The organism is Microbacterium phosphatis, from assembly GCF_049177115.1.
GTDB classification, from domain to species: Bacteria; Actinomycetota; Actinomycetes; order Actinomycetales; family Microbacteriaceae; genus Microbacterium; species Microbacterium phosphatis.
The window spans coordinates 2,866,513-2,882,536 of the sequence record NZ_CP185370.1; the positions used below are offsets into that span (position 1 = coordinate 2,866,513).

At 68.8% G+C, this 16,024-nt stretch carries 18 protein-coding genes; 12 read left to right on the forward strand and 6 right to left on the reverse strand.

The genetic code is table 11. The annotated features are described in order from the left end of the window. Positions 1–3: 3 nt before the first annotated feature. From ACOKGD_RS13725 to ACOKGD_RS13765, 9 genes are all read left to right on the forward strand, one after another. Positions 4–303, forward strand: a complete 300-nt coding sequence (locus ACOKGD_RS13725; protein ID WP_342335590.1) for a hypothetical protein — start codon at positions 4–6, stop codon at positions 301–303. 128 nt (positions 304–431) lie between these two features. Then, positions 432–1,757 (forward strand): hypothetical protein, encoded by a 1,326-nt coding sequence (locus ACOKGD_RS13730; RefSeq protein WP_342335592.1) that lies wholly within the window; start codon positions 432–434, stop codon positions 1,755–1,757. Continuing rightward, entirely contained in the window at positions 1,757–3,247 is a 1,491-nt protein-coding gene (locus tag ACOKGD_RS13735) for an SCO6880 family protein (RefSeq protein ID WP_342335593.1), read from the forward strand. Before ACOKGD_RS13730 ends, ACOKGD_RS13735 begins: the two co-directional genes overlap by 1 nt. Next, a complete protein-coding gene (locus tag ACOKGD_RS13740) occupies positions 3,247–4,857 on the forward strand; it encodes a hypothetical protein (RefSeq protein ID WP_342335594.1) in 1,611 nt (536 codons plus the stop codon). Before ACOKGD_RS13735 ends, ACOKGD_RS13740 begins: the two co-directional genes overlap by 1 nt. Next, a complete protein-coding gene (locus ACOKGD_RS13745; protein WP_342335595.1) occupies positions 4,847–6,133 on the forward strand; it encodes a MinD/ParA family ATP-binding protein in 1,287 nt (428 codons plus the stop codon). Before ACOKGD_RS13740 ends, ACOKGD_RS13745 begins: the two co-directional genes overlap by 11 nt. A gap of 11 nt (positions 6,134–6,144) precedes the next feature. After that, complete coding sequence (locus ACOKGD_RS13750) at positions 6,145–7,989, forward strand: type IV secretory system conjugative DNA transfer family protein (RefSeq protein WP_342335596.1); 1,845 nt, start codon at positions 6,145–6,147, stop codon at positions 7,987–7,989. Next, complete coding sequence (locus tag ACOKGD_RS13755) at positions 7,986–8,378, forward strand: HNH endonuclease signature motif containing protein (RefSeq protein ID WP_342335597.1); 393 nt, start codon at positions 7,986–7,988, stop codon at positions 8,376–8,378. Before ACOKGD_RS13750 ends, ACOKGD_RS13755 begins: the two co-directional genes overlap by 4 nt. Further along, positions 8,375–8,884, forward strand: a complete 510-nt coding sequence (locus ACOKGD_RS13760; RefSeq protein WP_342335598.1) for a hypothetical protein — start codon at positions 8,375–8,377, stop codon at positions 8,882–8,884. Before ACOKGD_RS13755 ends, ACOKGD_RS13760 begins: the two co-directional genes overlap by 4 nt. Next, positions 8,881–9,327, forward strand: coding sequence for a single-stranded DNA-binding protein (locus ACOKGD_RS13765; RefSeq protein ID WP_342335599.1), 447 nt, complete (start codon positions 8,881–8,883; stop codon positions 9,325–9,327). Before ACOKGD_RS13760 ends, ACOKGD_RS13765 begins: the two co-directional genes overlap by 4 nt. A 210-nt stretch (positions 9,328–9,537) precedes the next feature. Here the strand turns inward: ACOKGD_RS13765 and ACOKGD_RS13770 are convergent, their stop codons facing one another. From ACOKGD_RS13770 to ACOKGD_RS13785, 4 genes are all read right to left on the reverse strand, one after another. Then, positions 9,538–10,437, reverse strand: coding sequence for a F510_1955 family glycosylhydrolase (locus ACOKGD_RS13770; RefSeq protein ID WP_342335600.1), 900 nt, complete (start codon positions 10,435–10,437; stop codon positions 9,538–9,540). A gap of 76 nt (positions 10,438–10,513) precedes the next feature. Continuing rightward, positions 10,514–11,122 (reverse strand): DUF305 domain-containing protein, encoded by a 609-nt coding sequence (locus ACOKGD_RS13775; RefSeq protein WP_342335601.1) that lies wholly within the window; start codon positions 11,120–11,122, stop codon positions 10,514–10,516. 68 nt (positions 11,123–11,190) lie between these two features. Then, the gene (locus ACOKGD_RS13780; RefSeq protein WP_342335602.1) at positions 11,191–11,652 is read right to left on the reverse strand and encodes a DUF6153 family protein; all 462 of its coding nucleotides are present in this window, start codon (positions 11,650–11,652) and stop codon (positions 11,191–11,193) included. Between the two features lie 43 nt (positions 11,653–11,695). Then, positions 11,696–13,639: a heavy metal translocating P-type ATPase gene (locus ACOKGD_RS13785; RefSeq protein ID WP_342336444.1), complete on the reverse strand. Its 1,944-nt coding sequence runs from the start codon at positions 13,637–13,639 to the stop codon at positions 11,696–11,698. Positions 13,640–13,669: 30 nt separating this feature from the next. On the opposite strand from ACOKGD_RS13785, the gene ACOKGD_RS13790 reads away from it, so the two are divergent. Next, a complete protein-coding gene (locus ACOKGD_RS13790; RefSeq protein WP_067027611.1) occupies positions 13,670–14,017 on the forward strand; it encodes a hypothetical protein in 348 nt (115 codons plus the stop codon). Here ACOKGD_RS13790 and ACOKGD_RS13795 read toward each other — a convergent pair. Both ACOKGD_RS13795 and ACOKGD_RS13800 read right to left on the reverse strand, forming a co-directional pair. After that, a complete protein-coding gene (locus ACOKGD_RS13795; protein ID WP_067027614.1) occupies positions 14,004–14,327 on the reverse strand; it encodes a heavy-metal-associated domain-containing protein in 324 nt (107 codons plus the stop codon). The two genes, ACOKGD_RS13790 and ACOKGD_RS13795, sit on opposite strands and share 14 nt — an antisense overlap. Before the next feature lie 25 nt (positions 14,328–14,352). After that, positions 14,353–14,634: a metal-sensitive transcriptional regulator gene (locus tag ACOKGD_RS13800; protein WP_067027616.1), complete on the reverse strand. Its 282-nt coding sequence runs from the start codon at positions 14,632–14,634 to the stop codon at positions 14,353–14,355. A gap of 114 nt (positions 14,635–14,748) precedes the next feature. Here ACOKGD_RS13800 and ACOKGD_RS13805 point away from each other — a divergent pair, with 114 nt between their 5' ends. Both ACOKGD_RS13805 and ACOKGD_RS13810 read left to right on the forward strand, forming a co-directional pair. After that, positions 14,749–15,153, forward strand: a complete 405-nt coding sequence (locus tag ACOKGD_RS13805) for a four-helix bundle copper-binding protein (RefSeq protein WP_421355067.1) — start codon at positions 14,749–14,751, stop codon at positions 15,151–15,153. Beyond that, positions 15,150–15,662 (forward strand): DUF305 domain-containing protein, encoded by a 513-nt coding sequence (locus ACOKGD_RS13810; RefSeq protein WP_342335603.1) that lies wholly within the window; start codon positions 15,150–15,152, stop codon positions 15,660–15,662. The genes ACOKGD_RS13805 and ACOKGD_RS13810 overlap by 4 nt, the downstream gene beginning before the upstream one ends. Positions 15,663–16,024 lie beyond the last annotated feature (362 nt).

Genomic DNA, 16,024 nt, shown 5'->3' on the forward strand with positions numbered 1-16,024 from the left:
GTCATGCGAGTCACACTCTTCGCCCCGGCGGACGTCGACGTCCCCGACATCGAGCCCGACTTCTCGGCGCCCTTCTTCCAGGGCTTCCAGGTCGTCGCCTCCTACATCCTCGCCGGCGCGATGATCGTCGTCCTCATCATGCTCATCATCGCGGGCGCGGCGCTCGCGTTCCGCGGCCTCGCCTCCGACCGCGTGCGCACATGGGCGGGCGAGAACATCCTGTGGATCTTCATCGCCGCCGCCGTGCTGGGCGCTGCAAGCGGCCTGTTCCAGTGGTTCGTCAACTTCGACTTCGGGTTCTGATGTCTCGGCTGCGCGCTGTGCTCATCGGGGCCGCGGTGGGAGCCGGCCTCGCCTTCGCCTCCCTCGTTCCCGCCAGCGCAGCCATGGCATCCGTCCAGACGGCGCCCACGGCAGCCGATGCGACCCCCGTGACCGGCGAGCCGTGGTCGTCGCCCGCCTTCCCCGTCGACTGCTACCGCGTCGATGCGCAGATCTCCTGCACGCCGCAGAGCACCGCCGAGATCAAACCGCAGCAGTGCTTCATCAACGTGTTCTTCGACGGGGCGAAGGCGACCGTGTGCACGACCGACGAGGGGCACGTGGCGGCGATCAAGACGAGCGGGGGCAAGCCGCTGCTCGTCGAGTACGGATGCTCGCTCGGCGACGTGGTGTGCGTCACGTTCGAGAATGCCGGGCGCGGCATGGCGCTCTCGGCCACCGCGATGATGTTCACGGTTGCGCAGAACATGCGCTTCGACACGTCATCGCTCCTGTGGACGGCATCCACCGGCGAGTGGTCGTTCTGGCAGTGGGCGGTGCTCGCGGTGCTGTTCGGCGCGATGGTGTGGGCGATCGCGGCGGCCGTCATCTCCGGTGACCGGGCCGAGCTCGTCGGGGCGGTCTTCCGGAGCTTCATTGCGGTCCCGGCTACCGCGGTCACTCTCTGGGCGACCGGTCACCTGCTGAACGCCATTGACGACCTCACCTGGTACGTCATGAACCGCGACGGCCCCTATGGGTTGTTCGCGACGCTGCAGTCGGTGATGTGGGCGGGCGGGCAGGCGAATTACTTCTTCGCGTTCGTCATCCACGGGTTGCTGATGCTCGGGATGCTGCTGCTGATGCTCGTGTTCGCGTTCCGCAACATCGTGCTCGCAGCCCTGATCGCGGTGGGTCCGATCGCATGGATGCTGTATCCGGCGCGCACCGTCGGGCCGCAGTGGGTGGTGCGCTATGTGTCGGCCGTCGTCGTGCTTCTGCTCACGGGCCCGCTCACGATCGGCTTCCTCACGCTCATCATCAACGGGCTCGCAAACGTGCGGACGATCTGGGATCCGCAGTCTTGGCCACTTCTGATCGGTCTCGTGCTCGTGGCATTCGCGCCGTTAGCTGTGTTCGGCCTGTTCAGCTTCATCGGCGCCGTTGCGGCGGACTCGGTCGGTTCCCGGATTGGGTCGGGCGCAGGGCGCGCCGCGTCGAACGCCGCACGATCGGTGGCTCGGGTGCCGAGCCGCATCGCCGCGATGCCCGCCGGTGCCGGGGCGGGCACGGGGCGCCACGGCCCAGCGAGGGGCGCGCCGCCGGCGGGAGGCGGCCCATCTTCCGGGACGTCCCAGCGATCCCCTGCCGGCCAGACCGGCGACACAACCTCCCCGAAGGCGACAGGCGCCAGCGGGGCAACGCCGACCTCGCCACCCCAAACGGCGGCGCCGACGAGCGCCCCGCCACGCACTCACACCGAGAGGACCGCGTGATGACGACTCAGGAACTCGACCGCCCTGTTCGGCTGCCGCGGCGTTCCCGGCAGGGCGTCGTGATGGGGATGGATGCGTGGCAGCTGACGTGCCTCACGGTCGCCGCGGTGACGCTACTGGTCGGCATCAATCGCTTCGGCCCTCCCGGCATGCTCTACGCCGCGCCCGTGTATCTGCCGGTCGGCGTGTTCGCGTTCATCACGGTCCACGGCGACTCCGCTCCGCGACAGGCGGGGCTCTGGCTCATGAAGCAGGTGCGGCACGCGGCGGGGGCGACCCGGCACGTCTACCGGCCGGAGCGTGCGCAGCTTGCCGGAACACTGAATCTCCCCGGCATCCGCGCCTCGATTCAGCTCTGGGACGTGGACGGGGTCGCCTGCGTCTACAACCCGCAGGACGGCGCCGTCTCGGTGACCGCCGAGGTCGAGGTGCAGGGGTTCCTCATGAAGGACATCCCGGAGCGGTACGACCTGGCGCAGCAGTGGTCGCCGGTGCTGGCTTCATTCACGCAACGGCCCGGGATCAAGCGGGCCGTGCTGCAGGAGCGCACGATTCCGACGACCATCCGAGCCGCTCGCGACCACTACGAGTCCGTCAGCCGCCGCCACGGAGTGGACGCCACCTCCCCGGTCGCTCGCAATTACGACGAGGTGATGAACAGGTCGGAGCCGTTCGCCGTGTCGCACCGCAACTACCTGACGTTCACGCTCGACCTCGTCGCCCTCGGCCCGCAACTGAAGGCGCTCGGCGGGGGTCAGGATGCTGTCAGGGCACTTGCGCACCTCGAAGCGCGGAACCTGGCCGATGCGTTGACCGCGGCGCGAATCCACGTGCGACGGTGGCTGACCGCACGGGATGTCGCGGCTCTCGCCCGCGTCGGGTTCGATCCCGAGTTCGCGGCCAACATCCAGAACCGCGATGAGCGAAGCAGGGGCCTCGACCCGGTCGCGATCGGGCCGATGTATCTGGAGGAGCCGCGGGCGGCGAACGGCGTCGTCTACTCCGACTCGGGCGTGCACACCACGATGTGGATCCACGAGTGGCCGCGGTCGGATGCGGCGGTCGGATTCGTCGAGCCGATCGTGTTCGCGCGGATGCCGTCGACCGGCGAGGCGATCACGCACATCCTGTCGATCGTCCTCACGCCGGTCTCCGTCAAGAAGGCGATGCGACGCATCGAAGACGACAAGAAGGTCTGGCGCGGCAACGAGAAGCTTCGGGCGAAGCGGGGCGTCGACGGGTCGGCCGCCGACGCCGCGGACTGGGAGGCGCTCGAACGGCAGGAGGAGGAGATCGTCGCCGGCCACGGCGAGTTCCGGTACGGCGCGTACCTCACCGTGACCGCGCGCGATGAAGATCAGCTCAGCCAGGCGATCGCCGGCATGCGCAATGCGCTCGCCCGGGCCGGGATGGAGCCGCAGATCCTGTACTGCCAGCAGGCGGAGGCGCTGATGGTCAACGCCCTGCCGCTCGGCCTGGGGATGAAGTGATGGTCCGCCACGTCGCGGTCTTCGAGCCGGGTGGACTCACGAAGCGCGAGCGGCGCGAGCTGCGTCGCGAGGTCGCGCGCACCGCAAGCGACGGCGCACCACCTAAGGCCAGTCGGCGTGAACGAGCGCTGCCGGAGCCCGCGGTCCGGGGTGCCTTCGGCCCGGGCCTCACGCAGGGCGGCTACTGGAACCTCGCGCGCCCGCGCATCCCGGCTCATCAGGCGACGTCGCGTCAGATCGCGGGGATCTACCCGTTCGTCGCGGATGCCGGCCTCGGACACCGCGGACCGATTCTCGGGGTCGACCTCAACGCGGATGCGCTGTGGCACTTCTCGCCGTGGGAGGCCTACGCCGACGCGACCGACCGCGGCACGTTCTCCACCAACCTGCTCGTGCTCGGGGCATACCGCGCCGGCAAGTCCGCCACCGTCAAGACACTCGTAACGCGGTCCCTCGCATTCGGTCATCAGGCGGTGGTCCCCTCCGATCCGAAGGGCGAATGGGTCGCCGTCGCCGAGGCTGTTCCCGGCGGGGTCGTCATCCGCATCGGCGGTGGGAGCAGCGCGCGCCTCAACCCGCTCGACCGTGGGCCGCGCCGGACGGATGTCGACGACGAGCAGCACGAAAAGATGGTGCGCCAGCGTCGCATCACGACACTCGTTTCCCTGATCGAGATGGCACTCGGTTCCACGAGGCTCACTGCGGTCGAGCACGCCGCGATCCACGATGCGCTGGAGCGCAGCATCCGCTCGACCGGTGACCGTCCCACCCTCCGCGCTGTGTATGAACAGCTCGGCGCGATCGTCGAGGACTCCGGCACCGACTTCCGCCTCTCGGACGGTGCCGTGCAGCCGTGCTTCGTGCTGCGTCGCTTCGTGGAGGGCGACCTGTCCGGACTGTTCGAGGACGAGTCGACGGTCGCCTTCGATGCCGATGCGCCGATCGTCGTGGTCGACACGAGCGAACTCTTCGCGCGCAGCGAGCTGGTAGCGCAGCTCACGCAGGTGTGCACGACGGCATGGATCCAGGCGGTCGTGTCCGACCGCTCCGCGAGGCGCACCCGCTATCTGATCCGCGAGGAGGGCTGGCGCGACATGACGTCGCTGGCCGCCCTCCAGATGTTCCAGCAGTGGCTGAAGCTCTCGCGCCACTACGGCATCAGCAACGTCATCATCCTGCACAAGATGGGCGACCTGGATGCAGTCGGCGACGCCGACTCGAAGGAGCGCAATCTCGCGTACTCGATCGTCGGAGACATCGAGAACAAGTTCATCTTCCGCGTGAACCACCAGGAGACGGCCGCGCTTCGCGAGCGCCTCAACATTCCCGCGACGCACGCGCAAGACGCCCGCCGGCTGCGCATGGGCGTGTTCCTCGCCTACGTCGGCCAGTACGCGTACGCGGTCGATTGCTTCGCGACCTCGACGCCCTGGGAGTTCGAACTGTTCGCCACCGACTCGGCGGTGCAGCTCGAACACGACGTCGACGGGATCCTGACGCCCCTCGACCTCGACGCGCTCGACCACGTCTGGCCCGAGCCGCCCCTCTCCGACATCGGCATCGACGGCTGGTTGTCGCCGGCTTGGAAGGAGGCCAGCAATGAGCGTTGACACCACCCTTCGCGTATACGCGACGGTCACGGGATCGTCCGCGATCTTCACGACCCCCGCAGGTGTGGACGAACCGCTCGCCGCTACGTCCGGCGAGGACATCCGCCAGGTGATCGTGCAGCGCGCCGCGACCGAAGCGAGGCACGCCGCCTCCGCCGTCGAGCTCGTGACATCCGGCGATCACGGCGACCATCGCATCCTCGTCGACTCGGACGGCGGGATCCACCGGGCCAAGTCGGCCGAGCGGCGCACTGAGGTCCCCCAATTCGCTGAGGCTTCAGAGGGAAAGGAGGTGAGCACCCTGGCTCAGGAGCAGGAGGCGCTCGGAGTGGCTGAGGCCCTTGCCCCTGAGCCGCTCCCCTCGGCGCCCGTGACTCGGCGATCCTTCATCGAGGACGCAGACACATCGGCGCTCGGTCGGGGCGGGCGAGCGCTGCTGGCGAAGTTGGGGCTCGGCCCGTCCCGCGCCCAGGCTGAGCGCCTCGCAGCTGAGCGCCTCGTGTCGCAGCACTGGGCGGGATGCCGCACCGCCGCCGTGGTGAATGGCAAGGGCGGTGTCGGCAAGACGATGACGACGGCGATGCTGGCCGCCGTGTTCGCGCGTCACGGCGGCGGCAACGTCCTGGCGTGGGACAACAACGACACGCGCGGCACCCTGGGCTGGCGCACCGAGCAGGGCCTCTACGACACGACGGTGCGCGACCTGCTGCCCGCCGCATCGGACCTTCTCGCCCCGACCGCCGAGATCTCCGACATCGCTCGGTTCGTGCATCACCAGCGCGTCGATCGGTACGACGTCCTGCGCTCGAATCCCGAGTTGCTCGCCACGCACCAGCGGATCGAGCAGGCCGAGTTCGACACCCTGATGTCGGTCGCGGCCCGCTACTACCGGCTCGTGTTCTTCGACTCCGGCAACGACGAGTCGGCGGAGCGATGGCTGCGGATGGTCGACTCGTCGTACCAGCTCGTGATCCCGACGCTCGCCGCTCCCGAGCCGGCGGAGTCCGCTGCGCTGCTGCTCGACGCACTGCGCGAGCGCGATGACCGGTCTCGCTCCCTTGCGGATAACGCCGTCGTGGTCGTGACTCAGGCTGAACCCACCGCGTCCGCCGCTGCGGGACGCATCGCGGCCGGCTTCCGCGGCACAGTGCGGGAAGTCGCGCGGATCCCGTTCGACCCCGCTCTCAAGTCCGGCCCATTGCGTTTCGACAACCTCCGACGGGCGACGCAGAACGCCTGGCTGCGCGTCGCGGCAGCCGTCGCGAACGGCTTCTGAAGGACGCGGCGATGAACGGGGTGCTGGGCAGGGCCATTGCGGTGGTGATCGCCGTCGCTGTTGTCCTCAGCGTCGCCTTCGGTCTCCTGACGGAAGTCCTGATCCGGGTCGCCTGCGGCGTGCCGCCAGAGCCGGCGTCGTTGTTCTCAGGGCTCTGGCTCGCAATCACGGGCGACCCCGGCGGGTATGGATCGATTGCGGGGTGCGCGATCCCCGTGCTCGCGATCCGGCTCGTCGACCTCGCCGTCGTCACGTTGATCGCCGGCTTGGCCGCGTGGGCGTGGATCGCATACCGCCGCTATCGGCAATCGGACCGATCGTTTATCAGCGATCTGCGCAGCCGCCCCGGGTTCGCCGAGGCCTCCGAGATCCGCCGGCATCTCTCAGCGAAGGCGGTGCTGAAGCGGGCGCGGCAGCTCCGGCCCGACATCAGCCGGCCGCGCGCCACCGATGTGGGCTGGCGGGTCGGAAGCTCCCGTGGGATGGACGTCTTCGTGTCCATCGAGGACTCCGTGGCACTCGAGGGCCCGCCGCGCTCGGGCAAGGGATACCGCGTGCTGATCTCAGCGATGCTCGACTGGTCGGGGCCGCTGATCACGACGTCGACGACGAACGACAACCTCACCGCGACGCTCCGGATGCGCGAGCGTCGCGGGCAGGTGCACGTGTTCGACCCGCAGGGGCTCTCCGGCACGCGGCATCCGCTTCGCGTCTCTCCGATCGCAGGGTGCGAGGACCCGTTGGTCGCCATGCAACGCGGCACCGCGATCATCACCGGCACCGCGCTCGGCGCGTCGAACACCAATGGCGAGTGGGCACAGGCATCCGGGGTAGTCCTGGGGCGTCTTCTACACGCGGCGGCCGTCGGAAACTGCTCGATCGAAGACCTCTACAACTGGGGCACGAGTCCGATCCTCGCGCGCAGATCGGCTGTCTCGATCCTCCGTTCGGACGGCGCCCCCGGCTGGGGCGACAACCTCGAAGCAACGCTCGCTTCCGACGACAAGCTCGTCTCGTCGATCTGGTTCGGCGTGCAGGGCGCTGTCGCACCGCTCGCCGTCCCGAAGATCCGCGATGCGCTCATGCCGCGGCCCGGTGACCCGGTCTTCGATCCGCGCGCGTTCCTCGACGGTGCGAACACGCTCTACCTGATCGGGTCGGCCTCGGGAGCGTCGGCGATGGGCGGGTTCCTCGGCGCGCTGCTCGACGACATCGTCGAGGTCGCGCGCGTTCGCGCCTTGGCATCGCCGGGGTCTCGGTTGCAGCATCCGCTCGGCCTGATCCTGGACGAGATCGTGAACATGTTCCGGTGGGGCAATCTCCCGCGGATCATGGCGGACGGCGGCGGCCGCGGGATCTGCACGTTCGTCGTGTTGCAAGCGCTGTCACAGGCGGAGACATCGTGGTCGCGTGCCGAGGCCGACACAATCTGGGCGGCCGCGACCGCGAAGGTGCTGCTCGGCGGCGCCTCGCACGTGAACCACCTTCGCGATGTCGAAGCCCTTCTCGGCACCCGCCAGACGCGACGCACGCAGCGCTCATGGTCGACGCGAGAAGCAGGGCACTCCACGAGCGAACACCACGAGCGACTCGCACTCATGTCGGTCGACGAGATCCGGCGCATGCCGCAGAACGTCGGTCTACTGGCCTACCGCAACCGGCGCGGTGTGCTGCTCGACCTCAGCGGGTGGGACGAGCGGCGCGACGCACGCGACATCCAGGCTGGGAAGCGTTCGACCGAGGCCGAGCAGCAGGGAGTCTTCACCGAGGCGAGCAAACCCGCGCCCAGCCCGGAACCGGCGTCGGCGCCGACGCCCGAGCCGGAGTCCGAACCGGAGGCGGTGAACGAGCCGTGAGCAATCGCCGGAAGGCCGGGGTTGGCAACTCGTACCGAGCGGGCTTCCTCCGCTCGCCCGCGTGGTTCGCGCGACGCGCCCGCTGGTTCCGCAAGCAGGAGCGAATGCGTTGGCCGTTGGCATGCGCGGGATGCGGGCGTCCCGCGACTGCGGAGCAGATCGAACTGCATCACCTCGACTACGCGGGCGTTCGCTTCGCGAGCGGCGCGTGGCGGGCGTTCGAGCGCCACGACGACCTCGTGCCGCTGCATCCGTACTGCCACGACCTTCTCCACAGCCTCATCGACCGCGACCGTGTGCTCGCCTACCACCGAGCCCGCCGCGTCGCGTCGGTGATCGCGCTCGAACGCCTCCGGATCAAGCTGCACAGCCAGGAGGCGGTCTCGTGAGCGACTTCCAGCCCGGAGACATCGAGAGCCTCATTGCGGCGGAGCTCGCAGGGCTCCCGCGGCTCGGGCGCAGCACGGACCCCCTCGGCTCGCACGCCGTCAACTGGCGGCACCTGCCGCCGGACCGGGTCCGTGCCGAGTGGACGGCGCTGCGCGAGTGGGTCGAGTGGTTCACCGTCCGCTACACCGTGCCGGTCAGTGTCGTCCCGAACTGCTGGTGGAAGCACGGGGCGCTCGTGGAGGAACTCTCCGCCCTCCACGTCGCGCACCTCGCCGCGTTCGACGAGAGCGACAGCGGCTTCGGCCCGGTCGGCTGGCACGAGCGCCTCGCGCTCGCGCGCCCTCGCCTGCAGAACGCCGGGGCCGGATGCGCGAGCGGTCACTTCGAACTCAAGCCCCGCTCGTGGGATACCGCGACCGACGAGCCGGAATGGGACGCGTGGATCACCCAGAGCCACGCCGGCCGAGACACCGTGGTGCCTCACGAAGGAAAGGAAGAAGGATGACGACCAGGATCCCGGTCACCATCGAGGGCAACCTCACCGGTGACCCCGAGCACGGCGCCGGAGAGTCGGGCAACGAGTACGCCCGATTCACCGTCGCCGTCAACGACCGCCGCCTCAACGAGACGACGAACCGCTGGGAGGACGCGGGCACGGTGTTCCACCGCGTCGTCGTGTTCAACCAGCAGTCCCGGCACGTCGCCAACTCGCTCCGCAAGGGCGACTCGGTGATCGTCGCTGGCGACCTCCGCTTCGGTACCTATACCGACAAGGAGACGGGCCAGGCCCGCGAAACTCGCGACATCATCGCCGACAACGTCGGCGCATCGCTCAGGTTCGCGAGCGTCGCGGTCGACCGGGTCCCAAAAGCCAAGAGCCCCGCGGCTGACGCCTCGGGGCCTGTGGCGGCACCGGTCTCGTACACCGTCGCCGGGATGAGCCGCTGACCCATGTCAATAAGGAGAGCGGCGTGAGAGTCATCGTACTCTCGCGCCGCTCTCCACTGCTATCAGTCCGAGCCCGACCCGAGGAGAGGAGCGACGAAACTCACCGACCACTGGTTGGCTTGTGGGGCTTGCCCGTGATCGCCTCCACGCCCAGGCCCGAGATGTGGTCGACGAATGCGCCCGGGGCAGCCGCACCGCGTTGGGTAAGCGTCACACGTGGGGCTCCGGACGGAAGAGCGGCTCCCAGGTGACGCCGAAGTCGCTCGTGAGCGATATCCCTCGCTGGTCCGCGATGACGATCTCATCGCCGGGTGTAATGGTGAGCGCTTGCACCCCTCCTGTGTACTCTCCCCCCGTGGTCCACTCACCGCTGGGCAGCTGGTAGACGAGTGTGCCGTCGAAACTTGTTCCCACAAGCAGCCCGAGGCTGTTGGCGGCGATCAGCATCATCCGCGGAGCACCCTCATCGAGTTCGAACGTCTCAGCCCCGTCGTGGCTGACGTAGACCCCTTCGGGAGCGGTCGCGTACACGGTGTCCGAGTCGTTCGGGTCAGCGAGGATGTCGCGTGCGTCCACACCGACACCGTCGTTCCAGGTGCGCCCGCCGTCGTCGGAGCGGTAGACGATGCCGTAGTTGTTCGCGTAGATGCGGCTGGGGTCCGATTCGCTGAGGGCGAGGTCGTGGAAGTCCGCTTCGCCGGTGAACGCGATATTCGTCCACGTGCGGGCGTTGTCGTCGGAGCGGATGAGGCCGAGGTTCTGGGCGCCGAAATGCTCCGGGCTGTTCGGCCCGGGGTGCCCGGAGGCATACAGCGATCCGGCCACGGCGGTGAACCCCATGCCGTCGAAGTCGTTGCCGGCGACCGGCCCGGTCAGCTCGGCGGATGGGGTGAGGGCATCGAGTCGGTAGATGCCGCCGTGGCTGGCGATGAGCAGTCCGCCCGTCTCGGGGTCTGAGGCGAGCCCATGGATGTGCTCGAGGGCGACCTGGGTGTCGTGGTCGGGGTCCTCGGAACGGATGAGTGCACAGCCAGCGAGGAGCGGCACGGTGAGGGCAAGGGCGGCGAAGGCGGCGAGGCGGCGTCGGGGAACGGCAGTCGTGAAAGGCATGGAAGATCTCCGGGATGGTCGGGCAGGGGCAGAGCCGGTGACCACCCGGACGGGTGGCCACCGGCGTGGCGGGTGCTCACAGCTGGGCGAGCAGCTCCTGCATCTCGGTGATCTCGGCGGTCTGGTCCTCGACGATCTTCTGCGCGAGGGCGACGGCGTCGGGGTTCTGGCCGTTGTCGATCTGGGCCTGAGCCATGTCGATCGCGCCCTGGTGGTGCATGATCATCTGCTCCAGGAACAGGCTCGATGCGGTTTCGCCGTCGGCTTCCTCGAGGGCGGCCATCTCCTCTTCGGACATCATGCCGCCGCTGTGGTCCATCCCACCCATGTCGGTGTCCTGGCCCCAGTCTTCGAGCCACTGGTTCATGGTCTCGATCTCCGGGCCCTGAGCGGCCTTGATGCGCTCGGCAAGCGCGACGACGTCCGGGTGAACCCCGTCCTTGGCCAGCAGAGTGTCGGACATCTCTATGGCCTGCTGGTGGTGCATGACCATCTCCATCGCGAACGTCACGTCCGCGTCGTTGAACACCGCGCCACTGGCCTCAGCGGAGGCGCTGGGCGAGCTGCTGGTGCCGTTGCCGTGGTTCATGCCTTCCATATCGGAGCCACCGGTGTCGCTGCAACCGGTCAGGACGAGCGCGGTCGCGAGGATGCCGGCGTGGAATGTGATGGTGCGGAACTTCATGAGATCTGTCTCCTAGGTCGTGGTTGAGGGGCGTGCCGAAGCACGGGATCTGCGACAGCAGATGACCCTCAGGTGCGACTGATGGAGAGGACGTTCAGATCAGGGGGAACCGGCGACGCCTCGACGAGCGTCGCAGTGGCATGCGGCGGCGCCTGAGCACGCGCAATGGTGAAGACCCGGCCGGGCCGGATGGCGAGGATGATGGTGACGGCGAGCAGGGCGAGCACGCACGCCATGAACGCCATCGCGTCCATGCCGCCCCCGCAGCCGCCCTCAGCGCAGGGATCCGCCGCGGAATGATCACCGGCTGTAGCCGCGTCCGGGCTCGCGACGTCAACCATCGCGGGCTCACCGCCGTGGTGCGCGCTCTCGCTGATCACGACAGGAGCGTGGTGGGTGCTGCCGCTGCTCAGCACATGCATCCCAACCAGCCCGATCAGCACGCCGATGACGGCCGCGGTGGTGAGCAGGAAGGTGCGCGCCAGCGTGGCCCTCGGACGCATCGCCTGGCGCAGCGTCATCACGCTCATCAGCGCACCCCCTTCCTCCTCATCACTCTACGAAACCCGCCTGTCAGGCACCGCGCAAGACCGCTGCAGCGGTGACCTCGGGGCGCATGTCGAGTCGGCGCAGCAGCTGCGCGTTCAGTGCGACGACGATCGTCGACAGGGACATCAGGATCGCGCCGACCGACATCGGCAGCACGAACCCGAACGGAGCGAGCACCCCGGCGGCGAGCGGGACGGCGATCAGGTTGTAGCCGGCGGCCCACCACAGGTTCTGCTTCATCTTTCGGTAGCTTGCCCGCGACAGCTCCATCACCGACAGCACGGACCGTGGGTCGTCGCTGGCGAGGATGACGCCGGCGGAGGCGATGGCGACGTCGGTGCCCGCACCGATCGCGACCCCCACGTCCGCTTGTGCGAGGGCGGGTGCGTCGTTGACGCCGTCGCCGACCATCACGACCTTCCGTCCCTCCTCCTGCAGCTGCCTGACCTTGGAGGCCTTGTCCTCGGGACGCACGCCGGCGAAGAACCGGTCGATGCCGAGCTCCTCGGCCACAGAGGCGGCGACCGCTTCCGCATCGCCGGTGATCATCACGACCTGGACGCCGCGGACGTGGAGCGCGTCGATCGCCTCCCGGGACTCGCTGCGGATCTCATCGGCCAAGCGCAGGGCTCCGGCGACCTGCCCGTCGATCAGGATGTGCAGGATGATCGCCCCCTCGCGGCGCCACTCGTCCGCGACGGGCAACTCGGCGGATCCCTCCTGCTCGAGCAGGTAGGGGCCGCCGACCTGTACCAGGTGCCCGTCGACGGTGGCGCGCACGCCGACCGCCGGTGAGGACTCGAACCCGGAGGATCCCGGCACCGCCAGTCGCTTCTCGCTCGCGCCGTTCACGATCGCGCGTGCCAGGGGGTGCTCAGAGTCCGCCTCGGCCGCCGCAGCGAGGGCGAGCAGCCGATCGGCGTCGATCCCGCCGGCGGGGTGCACCGCGGTGACCGCCGGAGCGCCCTTCGTCAGGGTGCCGGTCTTGTCGAACAGGACGGTGTCGATGGTGCGCATGCTCTCCAGCGCCAACCGGTCCTTGATGAGCACTCCGCCGCGCGCGGCCCGCTCGGTCGCGATCGACACCACCAGCGGGATCGCCAGGCCCAGAGCGTGGGGGCAGGCGATCACGAGGACGGTGATGGTGCGGACCACGGCCTGATCTGGGAGGCCCAGCAGCGTCCATACCAGCGCGGTGATGACGCCTGCGATCAGGGCGAACCAGAACAGCAGCGCCGCGGCGCGGTCAGCGATTCGCTGCGCGCGGGACGAGGAGTTCTGCGCTTCGGCAACCAGCCGCTGGATGCCGGCGAGGGTGGTGTTCTCTCCGATCGCGGTGATCTCCACGCGCAGGCCCGAATCGGTCGCGACGGTGCCGGCGACGACCTGGTCGCCCTCGGAGCGGCGGACCGGGCGGGATTCGCCGGTGATCATGGCCTCGTCCATGCTCGCGGAGCCCTGCACGACCCGCCCGTCTGCGGGCACGCGGCCGCCCGGGCGGACCACCACGACGTCCCCGACACGCAGGTCGGCGGGGGCGACGGTGACGGTGGTGTCGCCCTCGATGCGCTCGGCCTCGTCCGGCAGCAGCGCGGCGAGGGAGTCCAGCGCGGACGTCGTCTGGGCAAGGGAGCGCATCTCGATCCAGTGCCCCAGCAGCATGATGACGATCAGCAGCGCGAGCTCCCACCAGAAGTCGAGCTCATGGTGCAGGACGCCCAGGCTCGCGCCCCACGAAGCCAGGAACGCGACCGTGATGGCCAGACCGATCAGCAGCATCATCCCGGGCTTGCGGGTGCGCAGCTCGCTGACCGCGCCGGTGAGGAAGGGCGCACCGCCCCACACGTACATCACCGTGCCGAGCACGGGTGAGATCCAGCTCACCCATGCGGCGTCGGGCAGCGCGTACCCGAGCAGCATGGCGAACATGCTCGAGAACGCCACCACCGGCACGGCGAGGGCGAGCATGATCCAGAACAGGCGGCGGAACTGCCCCACGTGATCACCGTGACCGGCATGCCCGCCATGGCCGACGTGCCCGCCATGACCAGCGTGCGCGGCTTGACCGGGATGCGCGCCGTGATTGTGCTCCGCTTGATCGTGACCGCTGTGGTCCTGGCTGCCGTGCGCTGCCGGTTCGGTCGCGACGGCTTCGCGCATACCCTCGGCGGTTGCCTCGGGATCCGTGTGCTCCGTGGTGCTGTCGTGTCCGGCGCGGTTGTGGCCGGTGTGCCCGTGCATGGTGTGATCGTGCTGGCTCATCGGAGCCTCCTCTGCGAGTTGCCGCCGCTGGACGGCCGGGAGGGCAGGAGTGGGTGGATGCTCGGCCGTGTCAGGCGTCGCTGACGGTGTAGCCGGCCTCAGCGACGGCGACGCGCAGCGCATCGGCGTCTACGGGAGCGGAGCTTCGGACCGTGACGGTCGAGGTGCCGCCCGCGGTGAGCGCGACCGACACGTCGTCCACGCCGGGAACCGCGGACAGCTCTTCGGTGACGCTGGCAATGCAGTGCGCGCACGTCATCCCCTCCACCAGCAGCGTGGCCGACAGTCCCGCTTCCACGGGCAGCTGTTGCGTCGTCGAGGCGCTCGGGGCGGCGCAGCAGGCGCATCCGACGCCGGCGTCCTTGAGACCCAGCTCGACTCGTTCGATCGTCATGATGATGTCCTTCCGGTGACGTGGTTCACGAGCGCACCAGGCGCGCGATGGCGGCGTTGGCTTCGCGGATCTTCTCCTCCGCGACCGGCCCGCCCTGCGCGGTCGCCTCGGCCACGCAGTGGCTGAGGTGGTCGCCGAGCAGCGACAGTGCCACCGCTTCCAGGGCCTTCGTCGCCGCAGAGACCTGCGTGAGGATGTCGATGCAGTAGTCGTCGTTCTCGACCATCCGCGCGATCCCCGCGACCTGTCCCTCCGCGCGGCGCAGCCTCTTCAGCAGCGCTTCCTTGTTGTCCGCGTACCCGTGCACGCGCCAATGATACATACCCCCACGGGGTATGCAACCCCCGTGCGGGAATCTGTGCCAAGGCCCTACCGTGCCGAGGGTCGGGGAAGCGCCCCGAACCAGCAGAAGGAGGACGATATGACTGTTGCAGAGCAGATGCTGACCACTCACCCCCGGGCGGGCGCCGGCGTCGACACCGCGGCCTTGGTGCGCTGTATCGAGGCGTGCGTGGAGTGCGGCCAGGCGTGCACCGCGTGCGCAGACGCGTGCCTGGGCGAGGAGATGGTGGCTGACCTGACCGCGTGCATCCGCAAGAACCTCGACTGCGCCGACGTCTGCGCGACGACCGCCGCGGTCCTGTCGCGCCAGACCGGCTCGAACACCGACGTCCTGCGCGCCCAGCTCGAGGCATGCCGCGCGGCCTGTGCGTCGTGCGCGGCCGAGTGCGAGATGCACGCCGAGATGCACGAGCACTGCCGGGTGTGCGCCGAGGCCTGCCGCCGCTGCGAGCAGGCGTGCGCGGAGCTGTTGGGGGCACTGTGAGCCAGGCCGGGCACCACTCCCAGCACCAGCACTCGAAGCAGGGCGGGATGCAGCACGGGGGGATGGCGAGCTACGGCAAGCTCGCCATCTCCCTCGTGCTCAGCTTCATCGTGATGTACCTGCTCACCTTCGCGATGATCGACGTCTTCGCGGACTTCCTGCCCAACATCAGCAACCTCTACATGGCGCTGATGATGGTGTTCCCGATGGGGCTCATCATGATCGCCGTGATGTGGAAGATGTTCCCCAACAAGCCGCTCAACATCGGACTGCTGATCGGTTTCGCCGCGCTGTTCGTGGTGGCGTTCCTCATGGGGCGGGCAGAGGCCTTCGTCGGGGATGACCAGTTCCTGCGGTCGATGATCCCGCACCATTCACGCGCGATCCTCGTCTGCGAGCAGTCCAACATCACCGACCCCGAGATCGTCACCCTCTGCGACCAGATCATCCAGACCCAGAAGGAGGAGATCACCCAGATGAAGGACATCCTCGAGCGGCTGAACCAATAGCAAGGCGATCGCGTACGAAGTCTTCGCCATCCGCGACAGCGGCCGGCCGCTGACGGCTCACGCCACAGCGCCAGGGGCACAGCAGTGGCTCAGCCGCGCTGCACGGCGCAGGCCCCCGTCCATCGAGGAATGGTGTACCACTCCCCGTCGGACGTGGCGGGCATTGCACCCGCTTGCATGAGCTGCGAACCACTTCGGGGTCAACTCGCGCAGGATCGACAGTCGGTGCTCGGCGGCTTCACGCCGCGCGAGTTCGCGGCATCAGATCAAGTGGCCGGTTCTACCGCTGTTCCAGCACGTGTTCTACACCGTGGCGGCAGCCCCGAGTAGAACATAGCTTCGAGAACGTCGAGAGTTGGCGC

Coding starts and splice junctions, on each gene's coding strand:
- ACOKGD_RS13775 (WP_342335601.1), bottom strand. CDS start 11,122: ATGAAGTTCCGCACCATCACATTCCACGCCGGCATCCTCGCGACCGCG.
- ACOKGD_RS13740 (WP_342335594.1), top strand. CDS start 3,247: ATGGTCCGCCACGTCGCGGTCTTCGAGCCGGGTGGACTCACGAAGCGC.
- ACOKGD_RS13795 (WP_067027614.1), bottom strand. CDS start 14,327: ATGACGATCGAACGAGTCGAGCTGGGTCTCAAGGACGCCGGCGTCGGA.
- ACOKGD_RS13785 (WP_342336444.1), bottom strand. CDS start 13,639: ATGCTCGCCCTCGCCGTGCCGGTGGTGGCGTTCTCGAGCATGTTCGCC.
- ACOKGD_RS13805 (WP_421355067.1), top strand. CDS start 14,749: ATGACTGTTGCAGAGCAGATGCTGACCACTCACCCCCGGGCGGGCGCC.
- ACOKGD_RS13780 (WP_342335602.1), bottom strand. CDS start 11,652: ATGAGCGTGATGACGCTGCGCCAGGCGATGCGTCCGAGGGCCACGCTG.
- ACOKGD_RS13735 (WP_342335593.1), top strand. CDS start 1,757: ATGACGACTCAGGAACTCGACCGCCCTGTTCGGCTGCCGCGGCGTTCC.
- ACOKGD_RS13765 (WP_342335599.1), top strand. CDS start 8,881: ATGACGACCAGGATCCCGGTCACCATCGAGGGCAACCTCACCGGTGAC.
- ACOKGD_RS13725 (WP_342335590.1), top strand. CDS start 4: ATGCGAGTCACACTCTTCGCCCCGGCGGACGTCGACGTCCCCGACATC.
- ACOKGD_RS13750 (WP_342335596.1), top strand. CDS start 6,145: ATGAACGGGGTGCTGGGCAGGGCCATTGCGGTGGTGATCGCCGTCGCT.
- ACOKGD_RS13770 (WP_342335600.1), bottom strand. CDS start 10,437: ATGCCTTTCACGACTGCCGTTCCCCGACGCCGCCTCGCCGCCTTCGCC.
- ACOKGD_RS13745 (WP_342335595.1), top strand. CDS start 4,847: ATGAGCGTTGACACCACCCTTCGCGTATACGCGACGGTCACGGGATCG.